The sequence below is a fragment of the Kitasatospora sp. NPDC001539 genome, assembly GCF_040298565.1.
In the GTDB taxonomy this organism is placed as follows: Bacteria; Actinomycetota; Actinomycetes; order Streptomycetales; family Streptomycetaceae; genus Kitasatospora.
Genome location: NZ_JBEPAK010000015.1, coordinates 1 through 13,925, shown reverse-complemented (window position 1 = coordinate 13,925; position 13,925 = coordinate 1). Strand labels below are relative to the sequence as shown.

The following is a 13,925-nucleotide window of genomic DNA, read 5'->3' as shown; positions in this document are numbered from 1 at the left end:
TCTCACATCCGGAAGACGCCGTAGCCGCGCGCGCCCTCGACCGGCGCGTTGTGGATCGCGGACAGGCACAGCCCGAGCACCGTGCGGGTGTCGCGCGGATCGATCACGCCGTCGTCGTAGAGCCGGCCGGACAGGAACACCGGCAGCGACTCGGCCTCGATCTGCTGCTCGACCATCGCCCGGACCGCCGCGTCCGCGTCCTCGTCGTACGGCCGGCCCTTCGCCGCGGCCGACTGCCGGGCGACGATCGACAGCACCCCGGCGAGCTGCTGCGGGCCCATCACGGCGGACTTGGCGCTCGGCCAGGAGAACAGGAACCGCGGCTCGTACGCCCGGCCGCACATGCCGTAGTGGCCGGCTCCGTAGGAGGCGCCCATCAGCACGGACAGGTGCGGCACCGTGGAGTTGGCGACCGCGTTGATCATCATCGCACCGTGCTTGATGATGCCGCCCTGCTCGTAGTCCTTGCCGACCATGTAGCCGGTGGTGTTGTGCAGGAACAGCAGCGGGACGTCCCGCTGGTTCGCCAACTGGATGAACTGGGCGGCCTTCTGGGACTCCGCGCTGAACAGCACGCCCTGGGCGTTGGCCAGGACGCCGACCGGGTAGCCGTGCAGCCGGGCCCAGCCGGTGGCCAGGCTGGTGCCGTAGAGCGGCTTGAACTCGTCGAAGTCGGAGCCGTCGACGATCCGGGCGATCACCTCGCGCGGGTCGAAGGGCACCTTGAGGTCGCCGGGGACGATGCCGAGCAGCTCCTCCTCGTCGTACCGCGGCGGCTCGGCGGACCGGTCCGGGTCCGGCCCCGGCTTGCGGTGGTTCAGCCGGGCGACGATCCGGCGGGCGATCCGCAGCGCGTCCACCTCGTCCACCGCGAAGTGGTCGGCCAGTCCGGAGACCCGGGCGTGCATCTCGGCGCCGCCCAGCGACTCGTCGTCGGCCTCCTCCCCGGTGGCCATCTTCACCAGCGGCGGGCCGCCGAGGAACACCTTGGCGCGCTCCTTGACCAGCACGGTGTGGTCGGACATCCCCGGCACGTAGGCGCCGCCGGCCGTCGAGTTGCCGAACACCACGGCCACGGTGGGGATCCGGGCGGCGGAGAGCCGGGTGAGGTCGCGGAAGAGGGCACCGCCCGGGATGAAGATCTCCTTCTGGCTGGGCAGGTCGGCACCGCCGGACTCGACCAGGTTGACCAGCGGGAGGCGGTTGCGCAGCGCGATCTCGTCGGCCCGCAGCGCCTTGCGGAGGGTCCACGGGTTGCTGGCGCCGCCGCGCACCGTCGGGTCGTTGGCGGTGATCACGCACTCGACGCCCTTGACCACGCCGATGCCGGTGACGAGCGCCGCGCCCACCGGGTGGTCGCTCCCCCAGGCGGCCAGCGGGGACAGCTCGAGGAACGGCGAGTCCGGGTCGACCAGCAGCTCGATCCGCTCGCGGGCCAGCAGCTTGCCGCGCCCGCGGTGTCGCTCCACGTAGCTCGGGCCGCCGCCGGCCAGCGCCTTGGCGTGCTCGGCGTCGAGCTCGGCGAGCTTGGCGAGCATCGCGGCGCGGTGCTCGGCGTACTCCGGGCCGGCCGGGTCGACGCGGGTGGTCAGGACGGTCACAGCGGGGCCTCCGGGCTGTCGGGGCGGGCGGGCCGGCGGTCGGGGCGGTCGGTGTTCTCGTCGCGGTCGGCCGGTTCGGCGAGAACGGCGGCCCGGTCGTCCTGGCGCGCGGCCGGGCCGTCGAGGAGGGCGGCCGGGCCGTCGAGGAGGGCGGCCGGGACCTCGACGTGGCGGGAGCGCAGCCATTCCCCGAGGGCCTTGGCCTGCGGGTCGAAGCGGTGCTGGGCGGCGACGCCCTCGCCGAGCAGACCGGTGACGGTGAAGTTGACCGCCCGGAGGTTCGGCAGCAGGTGCCGGGTGACGGGCAACCCGGCGGTCTCCGGGAGGAGTTCGCGCAGCAGGTCGACGGTGAGGGTGTGGGCGAGCCAGCGCCAGCCGGGCTCGGTGCGGGCCCAGACGCCGATGTTGGCGTCCCCGCCCTTGTCACCGCTGCGGGCACCGGCCACCAGGCCGAGCGGTGCCCGGCGGGTCGGGCCGGGTGGCGGCGGCTCGGGCGTCTCCGCTTCGACCGGGGCCGGCCGGGAGGTGGCCGGCCCGGGCGGGACGGCGATCCGGCGCCCGTCCGGCAGGACGGCGGTGTGCTCGACGGCCTTGGCGTCGACGTACGCCGCCGTGAACACCCCGTACGGCGCGCCCGGGCCGGGCGGGGCGGTGAGGTGGAAGCCCGGATATCCGGCGAGCCCCAGTTCGACGGCCACCCGGCCGAGTTCGCGCCCGACCTTGGCCGGGTCGGCGTCCCGGGCGGTGAGCCGCAGCAGGGCGGAGGCGGTCTCCTCGGTCGCGGCGTCAGCGCGGTCGGTGCGGGCGAGGGTCCAGCGCAGTTCGGCCGGGCGGGCGCCCGGCGGCAGGGCGGCGTCGAACTGCCGTTGCACCAGGTCGGCCTTGGCCTCGATGTCCAGGCCGGTCAGCACGAAGACCACCTCGTTGCGGTGGCCGCCGAGGCGGTTGACGCCGACCTTCAGGGTGGGCGGCGGGGCCTCGCCGCGCACGCCGTCGATCCGCACCCGGTCCGGGCCGTCCCCGGTCAGCCGGACGGTGTCCAGTCGGGCGGTGACGTCCGGGCCCTGGTAGTGCGGTCCGTCGGTCTCGTAGAGCAGTTGGGCGGTGACGGTCTCGACGGTGACGGCGCCGCCGGTCCCGGGGTGCTTGGTGATCACGCTGGAGCCGTCGGCGTGAAGTTCGGCGAGCGGGAAGCCGGGGCGGGTCACGTCGTGTTCGCGGAAGAAGGCGTAGTTGCCGCCGGTCGCCTGCGCCCCGCACTCCAGGACGTGCCCGGCCACCACGGCCCCGGCGAGGGCGTCGAGATCGGTGGCCGACCACCCGAAGTGGGCGATCCCGGGCCCGACGACCAGCGCGGCGTCGGTCACCCGCCCGGTGACCACCACGTCCGCGCCCCCGGCCAGACAGGCGGCGATGCCGAAGCCGCCCAGGTAGGCGTTGGCGGCCAGCGCACCCTCCGGAAGCCCGAGTTCCGCGCGGCGGGGCAGCAGATCGTCCCCCTCGACATGCGCCACGGCCGTCCGCACGCCCAGGCGCTGCGCCAACTCCCGCAGTTCGGCGGCAAGTCGGGCGGGATTGAGGCCGCCCGCGTTCACCACGATCCGCACGCCCCGCTCGCGCGCCAGGCCGAGGCACTCCTCCATCTGCCGCAGGAACGTCCGGGCGTACCCGAGGGACGGATCCTTCAGCCGGTCCCGCGCCAGGATCAGCATCGTCAGCTCGGCGAGGTAGTCCCCGGTGAGCACGTCCAGCGGCCCGTCCGTGAGCATCTCCCGCACCGCCGAGAAGCGGTCCCCGTAGAACCCCGAAGCGTTGCCGATCCGCAGTACCGAGCGTGCGCGCGCCAATGCGCCTCCCCTGCCGGTGGGTTGGCGACACTCCGGACAAGCCCCGCCGGGCAGCAGCGTGGCACCGGCCACAGAAAAAAGCAATCACGCCTGCTTGTTTTTCTCCTCCACCGACACCCCGACCCCACCGGCGCCCGCCGGGCGCGCCACGGCCCCAACCCTGCCGGACGCCGGTCGCACAGGGGCGTCCACCCGCATGGCCTGGGTCGAGAACACCAGCTACGCCACTCTCGACGACGGTTCGAGCTGCTACCCGGCCCGGGGCGCGGTGATCGTCCACTACGGCATCTTCTGATCCGGCAAACCGCCACAGGCGTGGGGCTCGTACTGACACCCCGCCAGAACAAGCCCCATGCGGGGAAGGACAGCACCGTGTTCCGCAATCCGCCGGGAGCAGGCCGACCCGAGCCCGCCATCCCCACCCGCGAGGAGACACTGCGGGAATTTCGCCCGCCCGGTCGCGGCGTTGGCCCGTCCCGAACCCGGCTGGGAGGTTCTACTCGGCCGCGAACGAACCGACGGCTACCTGACCGACACCAGCCTGGACTACGCCCACCACCGCACCTACCAGGTGCGCGTGCGCACCACCCGCCCGGCACCGGAGCACTTCAGGATCAAACCGCTCACGCGCCTGGAAGACGTCCTCAACAACACGATCGCCAACTTCACGGACGAACACGACCTCGATCCACGCGCATCGGGCGCAGCCCTCCTTCACCCCGGCCCCCCGACGCCCGGCGAAACTCTGCTACGGCTCGACGGCCACGAGCAGACCCGGCCACTTCACACCCGTGATAGCCCAGGGGGACGCCGTGACCGGCTTCGAGGAGCCGACCGCACTGGCGGCGCCCGCCTCGACCTGAACAGCTCTGGCTGCCGAACACAACGTGGCCGACCACGCCTTCGGTCGGGGTGACCACCAGGCAGCCGGTCAGTGCCGGAAGCGGGCCGTCTCCCCGTTGATCCGGATCAGGAAGTCCGTGATGGGGGCGCCACCCCCGGCAGGGTCGAGGACGAGCCCCTGGGCATAGATCATCTCGTCGGCTGCCAAGGCGGCGTCTTGGTCACCGCGTTCCCATGCATCCCGCGAGGCGGCGAAGAGAGGCCGGAGGTCCTCCCAAGCGGCAGCAGGCTCGAAGTGGCAGTCCGACCAGAACATGTCGACCTTATCGAGGGTCAACATGCCAATGAGTCGATCTCCCTGCCTGAGCTGCCAACTCGTCTCTGCCATGCCATTCCTTTCCCCGATGCGAAGGGCACTCTAGCGCCCCGGCTGCAGAAGGAATCGCGCCCGCTGAGGCCCGTTCGCTTCGCCTACGCAAGGGGATGACCGCCGGAGCGGAGCCGGAAAATCGCTCTGGTCCACGTGGGCGGATTCGGCCCAAGCCGACCAGGTCTTCTGGCTGACTCACGCGGCCGCCCCCGCGTGGGGCGCCGATCCGCACGGGTGAGGGATCGGTGGTGTCGAAGCGGCCTACGAGATCCTCACCGACGGCCTGACCGAGGAGCGGCTCGACCGGGCCACGACGGCGGCGTCCCAGCTGTCCGTCGTCGCTGTCGAGGGCTGCGACGTCCCACGGGGCGCGCTGCTCGACGACGTGCTCGCCGTCGCCGGCCAGACACCGTACGAGATCGCCTTCGCCACCCGTTCCTGACCGCGGGGCCAGGGCGGCCATACGGCCCGTTAGTTCGCTGTGGTCTACTACCTGCTCCGCGCCCCCTTCCCGAGAGCACCATTCCCGTGCCGACCGTGCGTCACCTCAGGAGCCACCTGTCGATGAACATCACCTGCCCGACGTGCGCCTCGGCGGACGAGACCGTTGCCGTACGGAAGGCACTCCTGGACTCCGACCGGCCCCTCGATCCGCCGACTCGGGAACTGCTGTCGATGCCACCCGAGCCCGGCGGTACGACCGGTGCCGCGATCACCTTGTTCGTCCTGGCGGCCCTTTTCGGCCTGCTCGGGCTGGGCACGCTGTTCCGGGGTGACGCCGGCTCCTCCAGCACCGCCTACCAGGTCGGCTACCACTACGGCGCGTTGCTCGCCGCCGCGATCCTGCTGGCGCTCGGTTTCATCGCTCACTCCTACCACCGGAGCCGCCGGCGCAACGACACCGCGACCCAGTGGCCGCGGACCTACGACCAGTGGCAGCGACTCCACGAGACGTGGCGGGCGACCTGGCTGTGCCGGCGCTGCCGCGTCGCGTTCCTTCCCGCCGCCCCGTCCGCGGTACCCGTGGCGCAGTTCCCGCAGTGGGCGGCGGCCGTCGCCCGCCAGGACGACGGCCCCGGCGCCGCCCCGGCCGCCTCGGACTGACCGCCGCCCCTGGGGCGGGGGCGCTTCGTCGTGCGGTCAGCCCGCGGCGGCCCCAGAGCTTCCGCCCCCTCCGGCGTCAGCTGTCAGCGGTCCATCCGGGCAGCGGCGGACGTCGAGCCGCCGGTCGGGTCGGCGGAGTGGCCGGAGCCGGCGCCGGCCGTGGTGGACGTGCCCGCGGTGATGGTCCCGGTCGCTGGCGGGCCCCAGAACTGGGCCTCGGCGATGTTGGCGAATCCACCGGCCGGGCTGACGTACCGCACCCAGCGGTAGGTGCCGGTGTCGGTGACCGGCAGTTGGAACCAGTCGTCGGTGGGCCGGTCCGTCACGGTCGCCAGGGTCACGCAGCCGCTGTCGGGACCGGTGGTGCAGCCCTGGAACAGCCCGCCGACCATGCGCTGTTCCTGGCCGGGGCGGGGGACGAAGCGGATCCTCGTGACCTGCTGGGGCGTGCCCAGGTCCAGGCCCGCGTAGCCGCCGTCGGCCTGCGAGTAGTCGAAGAAGGTCCCGACATCGCCGTCGAAGACGTGCTGGTAGGTGTTGGGGCCGTTCTCCCACGCCGGGGAGGTGCCGTAGGCGGTGCCGGCCAGCAGGGTGCCGCCCGGCGGTGCGTACTGCGGGACGCCGGGCGGCGTGCCGATCGCGTCGGCGTCGTCCTCGAAGGTGTAGTTGCTGCTCGCGGTGAGCGGTCCGCCCCAGGTGCGGTCGGCGAGGAGCTCGAGCGGCCGGTGCAGGTACGAGTCGAAGGCGGCGTCGGTCATCGTCTGCCGGTAGTCGCCCCACAGCGAGACCTCGTAGCCGTGGACGCCGGCCGCGGTGGAGGGCGTCCAGGAGGAGTACAGGGCGGCGTCGTCGGGGTAAAGGCCCAGGCCCGGGGTGATGTACCAGTTCTGGGAGCTGAGGACGACCTCGTAGCCCTGCTGGAGGAGCTCAGTGGGGTCCGCGGTCCAGTCGTCGATGAGGACGTCCTTGTTCGGACCGGCGGTGGAGCTGTTCAGGGCGTCCCACCAGTTCCAGACCTCCATCCGCTTGCCGAGTCCCCTGACGACGGTGTCGAGCTGGTTCGTGAAGCCCACGAACACGGCGTCGGTGCTCGGGTAGTGGTTGTCCGCGGCGTACCGGACCAGCTCGGGGCACGACTGCTGGGCCGTGTCGTCGGGGTACTCGTCGCCGCCGGTGTGGAAGGTCGGAGAGTTGGGGAACAGCGGCACGAGCTCCTTGAGCAGGTTCGTGACGTAGGTCAGCGCGGCCGGGTTGGTGATGTCCAGCGTCTGGTTGTTCTGGCTCCCCGGGGAGGCCATCGACGGGCACTGCCAGGCCAGGCTCGGTTCGGCGGCCAGGATCGGCGCGGAGTGCGCGGGGAGGTCGATCTCCGGCAGCAGCGTCACGTGGTACTCGGCCGCGTAGGAGACCAGGTCGGCGATGTCCGCGTGGCTGTACGAGGCGCCGGGGTCGGCGAGGTTCGGGTAGGTCGTGGACTGCAGCCGGAAGCCGTCGTTGTCGGTGAAGTGGACGTGGAAGTCGTTGAGCTTGTACCAGCTCATCTGCCGGATCTCGGCCTTCAGGTCGGCGACCGACCAGAAGTGCCGGCCGACGTCGATCATGACGCCCCGCTGTGCGACGGTCGGCCAGTCGACGGCGGTGCCGAGGGGGAGGCTCCTGTGGTCGGGGCTCAGCGCGAGGATCTGCTCGATCGTCTGCTCGCCGTGGAAGACCCCGGCAGCGGTTCGGCCGTGGATGGTGACGCCGGCGCCGATCGCCGCTGTGTACCCCTCGGCCTGCGTGGTGGTGGTGTCGAGTTCGACGAAGATGTCGCCGCTCCTCGGCGCCGAGCCGGTCACCACGGGCAGGTTCAGCCCGGTCTCGTCGGCCAGATCGGCGGCGAAGGTGCGGGCGTCGGCGGACAGCGCGCTCGCGTCGGCGCGTCGGACCACGATCCGGCTCGCAGTGGTGAGGGTCAGTGTGCCGGTGCCGCCGGTCCACCGCTGGATCGAGGGAACGGTCCGCGGCGCCGGGTTCACGGTCGCCGCGGAGGCGCAGCCGGAGGCGAGCGCGCTGGCGGTCATGGTGAGGACGGCCAGGACCGCGAGGACCGCCGCCCGCCGCCTTGGTGACGCCCCGAGCGGGTTCCGGGTGCCGGCCGCCGTCGCTGCGAGGGGGGCGGCCGGGGGGACGTGTGTGCGCCCGGTCCGCCGTCGGTGAAGTCCCACGGGAGCTCCCTGTGTGATTCTGCTCGAGATTGATCGAATCAGTGAGCAAAAATCCAGAAATTTGCAAAACCGTCGCACCCGCCAAGCCGCAAGTCAAGGAGGGTGGAGGCCTTACGTCGCGGGCGGGGCAAAGAGCAGTGGACGCCAACGCTCGGACTGGCGAAGCACGTTGGATGCAGCCCTGCTGCAGCGCCCAGGTCAATCAGGCCGTGAGGGCGCAGCTGTCCGGTGAACGCAACGGGGAAGGCGCCCCATCGCCGGGAGGGGGCTGCAAACGTCCGATGGTGCGTCATGGCGCAACAGCCCGCCGGGCAGCCGCTCGCGCCGCGCTGCCGCCTCGACGAACCGGCGGCAGCAGCTCGGGGGCGGATCGCCCCGCGAGCGCGCCACTGTGACGCAGGTCACGACACTCGCAGAACCTGCACGCCACATCTGACGTCTGGCTGGTGTGAGATCACGCAGGAGAGCACTGGACGAGCTGGACGAGGAGCGCCTCGTCCGGCTGGTGGCCAGGGGTGACCGCAGGGCGTTCGACGAGTTGTACCGGCGCACGTCGCCGTGGCTGGCGGTGCGGTTGCGCCGTCGCTGCGCGGACGAGCAGATCGTCGCCGAGGTCATGCAGGAGACGTATCTGGCGGTGTGGCGCGCGGCCGGCGCGTTCGCCGGGAGCGCGGTCGGCGGGACGGCCGTGGGGTGGCTGTGGACGATCGCGGCGCGCCGCCTGGTCGATGCGTTCCGGCGCCGCGCCCACCACGCCGAGCCGCCGGTGGCCGCAGCCGAGCGGGCGGTGGTGCCCGCGGCGGAGGACGAGGCACTGGCCGCGACCGTCGGCGGGGACGTCGGCGACGCCCTGCGGCGACTGGCGCCGGAGCTTCGAGAGGTCCTGCAGGCCACGGTGCTGGACGGGTTCTCCGTACGGGAGACCGCCGTCCTGCTGGGACTGCCCGAAGGCACGGTCAAGACCCGCGCCCGCCGGGCCCGGATCGCGATGCGGAAGGCGCTGGCATGAGCGGGGAACACGCGTCGAAGCAGTTGATCGACGCCTACACACGCGGTGACGCGACGATGGCCGCGGACACGGTGTGGGCGCTGGAGGCCCATCTGGAGACGTGCGCGCCGTGCCGGAGCCGCCTGGCGGCCGGTGTGGCCACCGAGGCGCCCGGAATCGCCGCGCTCCTCGACACCGTCCGGGCCGGTCTGGACCCGCAGGTGGACGCGGCCGCCCAGGCGCCCTCGCGACGCCGTCGCCCGAGGTGGGTGTCGGCCTGGCTGACGCCGGCGATGGCCCCCTGGCTGGCCATGACCGTCGTCGTCACCCTGCTGGCGCTGCTGCTGGGCGCGGTCGCACCGCCGGCGTTCTTCGGCGGGGCCTCTCCCCTGTCGGCGATCGCTCCCGTGCTGCCGCTGGGCGGGGTCGCCGCGTCGTGGTCGCGCGGCCTGGACCCGGCCCACGAACTGACGGCCTCGACCGCCCGGGCCGGCCTGCCCCTGCTCCTCAGGCGCACCACGGCGGTCCTCGTGGTGGTCCTGCCCGCGCTCCTGCTGGGGGGATGGCTGACCGGAACGACGACGGCCGCGCAGTGGCTGCTGCCCTCACTGGCCTTCACCTCCACCGCCCTGGCGCTGGGCAGCGTGGTCGGCGTGACCCGCGCCGCCACCGGCCTGCTGGCCGCGTGGGGCGTCGTCGTGGCGGTGCCCGCGATGGCCACCGGCCACGTCCCCCTCGCCCTGCGGCTCGTCCTGCAGCCGGACCGGCTGCCCTGGTGGGGGCTGCTCATCGCGCTCGGCACCGGCGCCGTGATCGCCCGCAAGGACGCGTACTCAACGCTGTGACACCATCGTCGACCCCCGAAAGGGACCACCGCATGACGCCCACCACGAGCGCGGCCGACACCGCGCCGAAGACCTACGCCTGGGAGATCCGGGCCAGCGGCCTGCGCGTACGCGTCGGACGCAGGAAGCCGGCGGTCGACGGGCTCGACCTCTCCCTGGGCACCGGCACCCACGGCCTCCTGGGGCCCAACGGAGCGGGGAAGACCACCCTGATCCGGACGCTGGCCACCGTCCTGCGCCCCACCGAGGGCGAACTGGAGCTGCTCGGCACCGCAGTGGGCGGGGCGGGCGACCACCGTGCCCTGCGCCGCCGGCTCGGCTACCTCCCGCAGGAGTTCGGCTACTACAAGCGCTTCACGGTGCGTGAGTTCGTCGAGTACATGGCCTGGTTGAAGGAGGTCCCGAAGGCGGACGTGCCCGGGGCCGTCCAGCGGGCCGTGGAACGGGTGGGCCTGGCGGACCGCGCCGACCACCGGATGAGGACCCTGTCCGGCGGCATGGTGCGGCGGGCCGGCATCGCCCAGGCCATCGTCAACGACCCGGCGGTGCTGCTGCTGGACGAGCCGACGGTCGGTCTGGACCCGGCCCAGCGACTGCGCTTTCGCGAACTGCTCCAGGAGCTGGGCCGCGACACCTGTGTGGTCGTCTCCACCCACCTGGTCGAGGACGTCGCCGCCGCCTGCTCCGACGTGGTGCTCGTCGCCGACGGCCGCCTCGTCTTCCAGGGCACGCCGGACGACCTCGCCGCGGCGGGCGGCCCCCACCACCCGGGCGACAGCCCGCTGGAGCGCGGCTACTCGGCGCTGCTCCAGGGCTCCGGACGGCCGGGAGGCACCTGGTGAACGGACGTGTCCTGCGCATCGAGCTGAAGCGCTCCGCCGCCCCGTGGCCCGGCCTCGTCGTCCTGGCGGGCAGCCTGGCGGTCCTGCTGCTGATCGACGGGATCTGGTGGAAGGGTGACGCGGGGTGGACGGCCCAGTGGACCTCGATGGCCCTGTGGACCCGGTACCTGCTGGGCTTCTGGTGGCCGCTCGTGGTGGGCCTGGGAGCGGTGTACGGGCTGCGCGACTCCCGCGCGCGGACGGTCGAACTGCTGGCGACCACGCCGCTGCCGGCCTGGCGCCGTGCGGCGCTGCCGGCCGGCGCGACGGCACTCGCGCTGGCGTCCGGCTTCGGCCTGCTGGTCCTCGTGGGCGCGGTCCAGGTGGCCCTCGGTGACACCGCCTACACGGGTTCCGGCTGGCTGCCGATCTCGCTGGTGGCGGCGCTGTCCCTGGTCGCGGGGGCCGTGTTCGGCATGGGCGTCGGGCGGGCCCTGCCCTCCGTGCTCACCCCGCCGGCCCTGACGCTGTCCCTCCTGCTGGCGACCCTCCTGCTGCGTCAGAGCAACGAGACGGCCCTGCCGTCGAGCAGCGCGCCGAACCGGCTCGCCCTGCTGTTCCCGGTGACCGCGGAGCCGCGCGAGCTGCTGCTGACCCTGGCCGGCTCCGTGCACCTCGGCCAGACGCTCTGGCTGCTCGGCCTGCTCGCCACCGGTTTCGCACTGCTGGTGGCCGCGACCCGCCGGGCCCGACTGCTCGCGGTGGCCCCCGCCCTGGCCGGCGCGGCCCTCGCCCTGGCGGTCCTGCCGGCCTACCCGGGTGGCACCTACGTCATCGACAGGGCCGCCGCCGCCCCGGTCTGCGACGGACCGGTGTGCGTGACGGCGGCGCACCGGTCGCGCCTGCCCGACCTCGCGCAGCGCGGCAAGGAGGCACTGCGCGTGCTGCACGACGCCCTGGGCGACAAGGCGCCGACCTCGGTGCGGGAGGACACCCAGCTGCGCGCGCTCGGCGACGAACGCCGGCTCACCGGCGACGCGGTGCTGGTCGACTTCGACGACCCGCTGATCGCCCCCGCCACGGGGGCGGAACTGACCCGCCTCCTGGTCGCCCAGGGCCTCGCACCGAACTGCGCACCGCGCACCACCTGGGAGGGCAGAGGGCAGATCGACATCCCCGTCCAGAGCATCGCCGCGAGCTGGGCCCTGGGCGACCACCGGTTCGTACCGCTGCAGCGGCCGGACTCCTACGCGTACTCGCAGCGCACCTGGGCGGACGCCGACGCCGTCTGGCAGCGGCTGACGGCACTGCCACCGGCCGAACAGCGCTCCCGGATCACCGAACTCCACGCCGCCGCCCTCTCCTGCACGGGGAACAACGAGCTTGCGGCGATGGCGGGGTGGGTGTCGCCATGAGGTGGCTGATCCTGTACGCCCGTTCACGGCAGGTGCCCACCTCCGCCGCGGCGGTCGCGCTCGTCGCGCTGGCGGCGTGGGCCTGCAACCGGGACGGCGCGGGCCCGCTGGCCGAGGGGGTCGCGGTCCTGGTCCTGACCGCGAACGTCGCGGCCGCCTCCGTCGGGCTCGGCGGCCGGGACGTCGCGCTGGACCGGACCGCCGCGATCCGGTGGGCGCCCCGCCGGGCGGCACACGTGCTGCTGGCCGGCGCGGGCGCCGGAGCGGCGCTGCTGGCGGTCCAGGCGGCGGGAGCCAGGCTCGCCCCGATCGCGCTCGTCGTCCGGGACAGCGCCGGCCTGGCCGGCCTGGCCGCGCTCGGGGCGGTGCTGTGCGGCGCGCAGTTCGCCTGGACCCTGCCGGTCGGCTGGCTCGCCTTCACCCTCCTCGTCCCGGTTCCGCCCGGCCTCGCGGGAGAGGTCGGCGGCTGGATGATCATCTCCCCCGCCACGACGGCATCCGCCGCCACCGCGTGGGCCCTGCTGGCGACCGGCACCGTGCTGTACGCGGCGGCGGGCCCAAGACGGTGACGGGCCCGAGACGGTGACGGGCCCGCCGCGGGGCCGGCCGCGCGGCCTCCTTGCCCTCGGGTCGGTTGGCGAAGCCTGCGCATCGGTCCAAGCGTCAGGGAAACGTCCGGTCAACGTCCTTCCGCACCATGCCGGTGCACGGGCAACCTGATGTGCGGACAACGACAGGGGCGGAAAGCCCGCGAGAGGTCGCTGTTGTCCACCGTTCAGTGCTCTCAGATCAATGGAATCATGGAGGATCCATGCGTCGTCGTATCGGGGCAATGATCGCCACAGCCGCGATGGCCGGCATCAGCGTTGTCGGCATATCGGGAACCGCCCACGCAGGCACGACCGGTTCGGTGAGCATCTCGGTTCCCGGCTGCATCGGCCATCTGAACCTGTCGGCCAACTCGGCCTACGGCCACCTGGACTCGTATACGACCACCTGCTGGCTGACCATCTTCGACCGGAACGACCAAACGGGACTGCAGACCTCCCAGACCATCTCCTTCGGGCCGGGCGGGAGCGGCAACACCAACCCGTACTACCACGACAGCGTCGTCCACGCGGTTGCGATAGCGATCTCCAACGGCAGCCAGAGCACCGGCTCGGCTTGGTACCACTGAAGTCTTTGATATTCCGGAACGGCCTTTCGCCCGTTCCTCGTACTCTCTGGAGAGAGGCCTGATGAAGATTCAGCGGACGAGGTCGAAGGCGGTCGCCGTCATCAGCGCGACCGTCCTGATGTTCCTGAGCACCGCGCTCGCGGCGCAGCCCGCCTCGGCGGACGTGGCAACCGTCGGAATCAAGGGATGCAGGTCTTACGACGGCGGCCACACCTGTGCGTGGGCACCCGAAGCCGGAAGCGTCAGCCTCCTTCCGTCGGTGGGCGGCTACGGATACAACGACCTGGTCGGGACCGTCCAAGCGAACGGTCCCTCCAATCTGAACATCCTGGTGTGCCAGCAACTGCTCGGTGTGAACCCCTCCACGGGCGCGACCTGGCAGGTAGCCGACGGCGGATGCGACACCTGGGCACCCGCCAGTTTCGAGAACGGTTCGGAGGCGTTCTTCCACGACTACGGACCCCAGAACTACGGGACCTACGTGGTACAGGAGGGGTTCTGGGCCACCATCGACGGCCACTACGGGTACTACGGAGGCGCCCAGAGCGGCCGCATCGTGGTGTTCCAGCCCTGCTCGCGCTGCAACTAACCAGGCCCGACCGACTTCCCTGGCTGTGAGACGTGTCGCGTGACACCTGTAGATGCTCACTGCGCAGGCGGTCGACAGGTCCCACATCGATCCCCTGGCCCGCCGACCATGGACGGTC

Annotated in this window: 12 protein-coding genes; 8 read left to right on the top strand and 4 right to left on the bottom strand. The window is 72.6% G+C overall.

Translation table 11 applies throughout. The features are described from left to right. Positions 1–2: 2 nt before the first annotated feature. The 3 genes from ABT247_RS05135 to ABT247_RS05125 form a co-directional block, all read right to left on the bottom strand. The gene (locus tag ABT247_RS05135; RefSeq protein ID WP_350738141.1) at positions 3–1,601 is read right to left on the bottom strand and encodes an acyl-CoA carboxylase subunit beta; all 1,599 of its coding nucleotides are present in this window, start codon (positions 1,599–1,601) and stop codon (positions 3–5) included. Further along, a complete protein-coding gene (locus tag ABT247_RS05130) occupies positions 1,598–3,370 on the bottom strand; it encodes an acyclic terpene utilization AtuA family protein (RefSeq protein ID WP_350738210.1) in 1,773 nt (590 codons plus the stop codon). The genes ABT247_RS05135 and ABT247_RS05130 overlap by 4 nt, the downstream gene beginning before the upstream one ends. A 1,009-nt stretch (positions 3,371–4,379) precedes the next feature. Beyond that, entirely contained in the window at positions 4,380–4,679 is a 300-nt protein-coding gene (locus ABT247_RS05125) for a hypothetical protein (protein ID WP_350738139.1), read from the bottom strand. A gap of 546 nt (positions 4,680–5,225) precedes the next feature. Here ABT247_RS05125 and ABT247_RS05120 point away from each other — a divergent pair. Then, positions 5,226–5,765 (top strand): hypothetical protein, encoded by a 540-nt coding sequence (locus tag ABT247_RS05120; RefSeq protein WP_350738136.1) that lies wholly within the window; start codon positions 5,226–5,228, stop codon positions 5,763–5,765. Between the two features lie 83 nt (positions 5,766–5,848). On the opposite strand, the gene ABT247_RS05115 is transcribed toward ABT247_RS05120, so the two are convergent. After that, a complete protein-coding gene (locus ABT247_RS05115) occupies positions 5,849–7,828 on the bottom strand; it encodes a family 20 glycosylhydrolase (RefSeq protein WP_350738133.1) in 1,980 nt (659 codons plus the stop codon). Positions 7,829–8,420: 592 nt separating this feature from the next. On the opposite strand from ABT247_RS05115, the gene ABT247_RS05110 reads away from it, so the two are divergent. The 7 genes from ABT247_RS05110 (at position 8,421) to ABT247_RS05080 (ending at position 13,807) form a co-directional block, all read left to right on the top strand. After that, positions 8,421–8,981: an RNA polymerase sigma factor gene (locus tag ABT247_RS05110; protein WP_350738130.1), complete on the top strand. Its 561-nt coding sequence runs from the start codon at positions 8,421–8,423 to the stop codon at positions 8,979–8,981. Then, positions 8,978–9,805 (top strand): zf-HC2 domain-containing protein, encoded by an 828-nt coding sequence (locus tag ABT247_RS05105; RefSeq protein WP_350738128.1) that lies wholly within the window; start codon positions 8,978–8,980, stop codon positions 9,803–9,805. Before ABT247_RS05110 ends, ABT247_RS05105 begins: the two co-directional genes overlap by 4 nt. 32 nt (positions 9,806–9,837) lie before the next feature. Continuing rightward, complete coding sequence (locus ABT247_RS05100) at positions 9,838–10,647, top strand: ABC transporter ATP-binding protein (RefSeq protein ID WP_350738125.1); 810 nt, start codon at positions 9,838–9,840, stop codon at positions 10,645–10,647. Further along, positions 10,644–12,041 carry a hypothetical protein gene (locus tag ABT247_RS05095; protein WP_350738122.1) on the top strand — a complete coding sequence of 466 codons (1,398 nt, stop codon included), beginning with the start codon at positions 10,644–10,646 and terminating at the stop codon, positions 12,039–12,041. Before ABT247_RS05100 ends, ABT247_RS05095 begins: the two co-directional genes overlap by 4 nt. Beyond that, positions 12,038–12,610 carry a hypothetical protein gene (locus ABT247_RS05090; protein ID WP_350738119.1) on the top strand — a complete coding sequence of 191 codons (573 nt, stop codon included), beginning with the start codon at positions 12,038–12,040 and terminating at the stop codon, positions 12,608–12,610. Before ABT247_RS05095 ends, ABT247_RS05090 begins: the two co-directional genes overlap by 4 nt. Positions 12,611–12,951: 341 nt before the next feature. Next, on the top strand, positions 12,952–13,218 hold the full coding sequence (locus tag ABT247_RS05085) for a hypothetical protein (protein ID WP_350738116.1): 267 nt from the start codon (positions 12,952–12,954) through the stop codon (positions 13,216–13,218). Positions 13,219–13,279: 61 nt separating this feature from the next. Next, the gene (locus tag ABT247_RS05080) at positions 13,280–13,807 is read left to right on the top strand and encodes a hypothetical protein (protein WP_350738113.1); all 528 of its coding nucleotides are present in this window, start codon (positions 13,280–13,282) and stop codon (positions 13,805–13,807) included. Positions 13,808–13,925 lie beyond the last annotated feature (118 nt).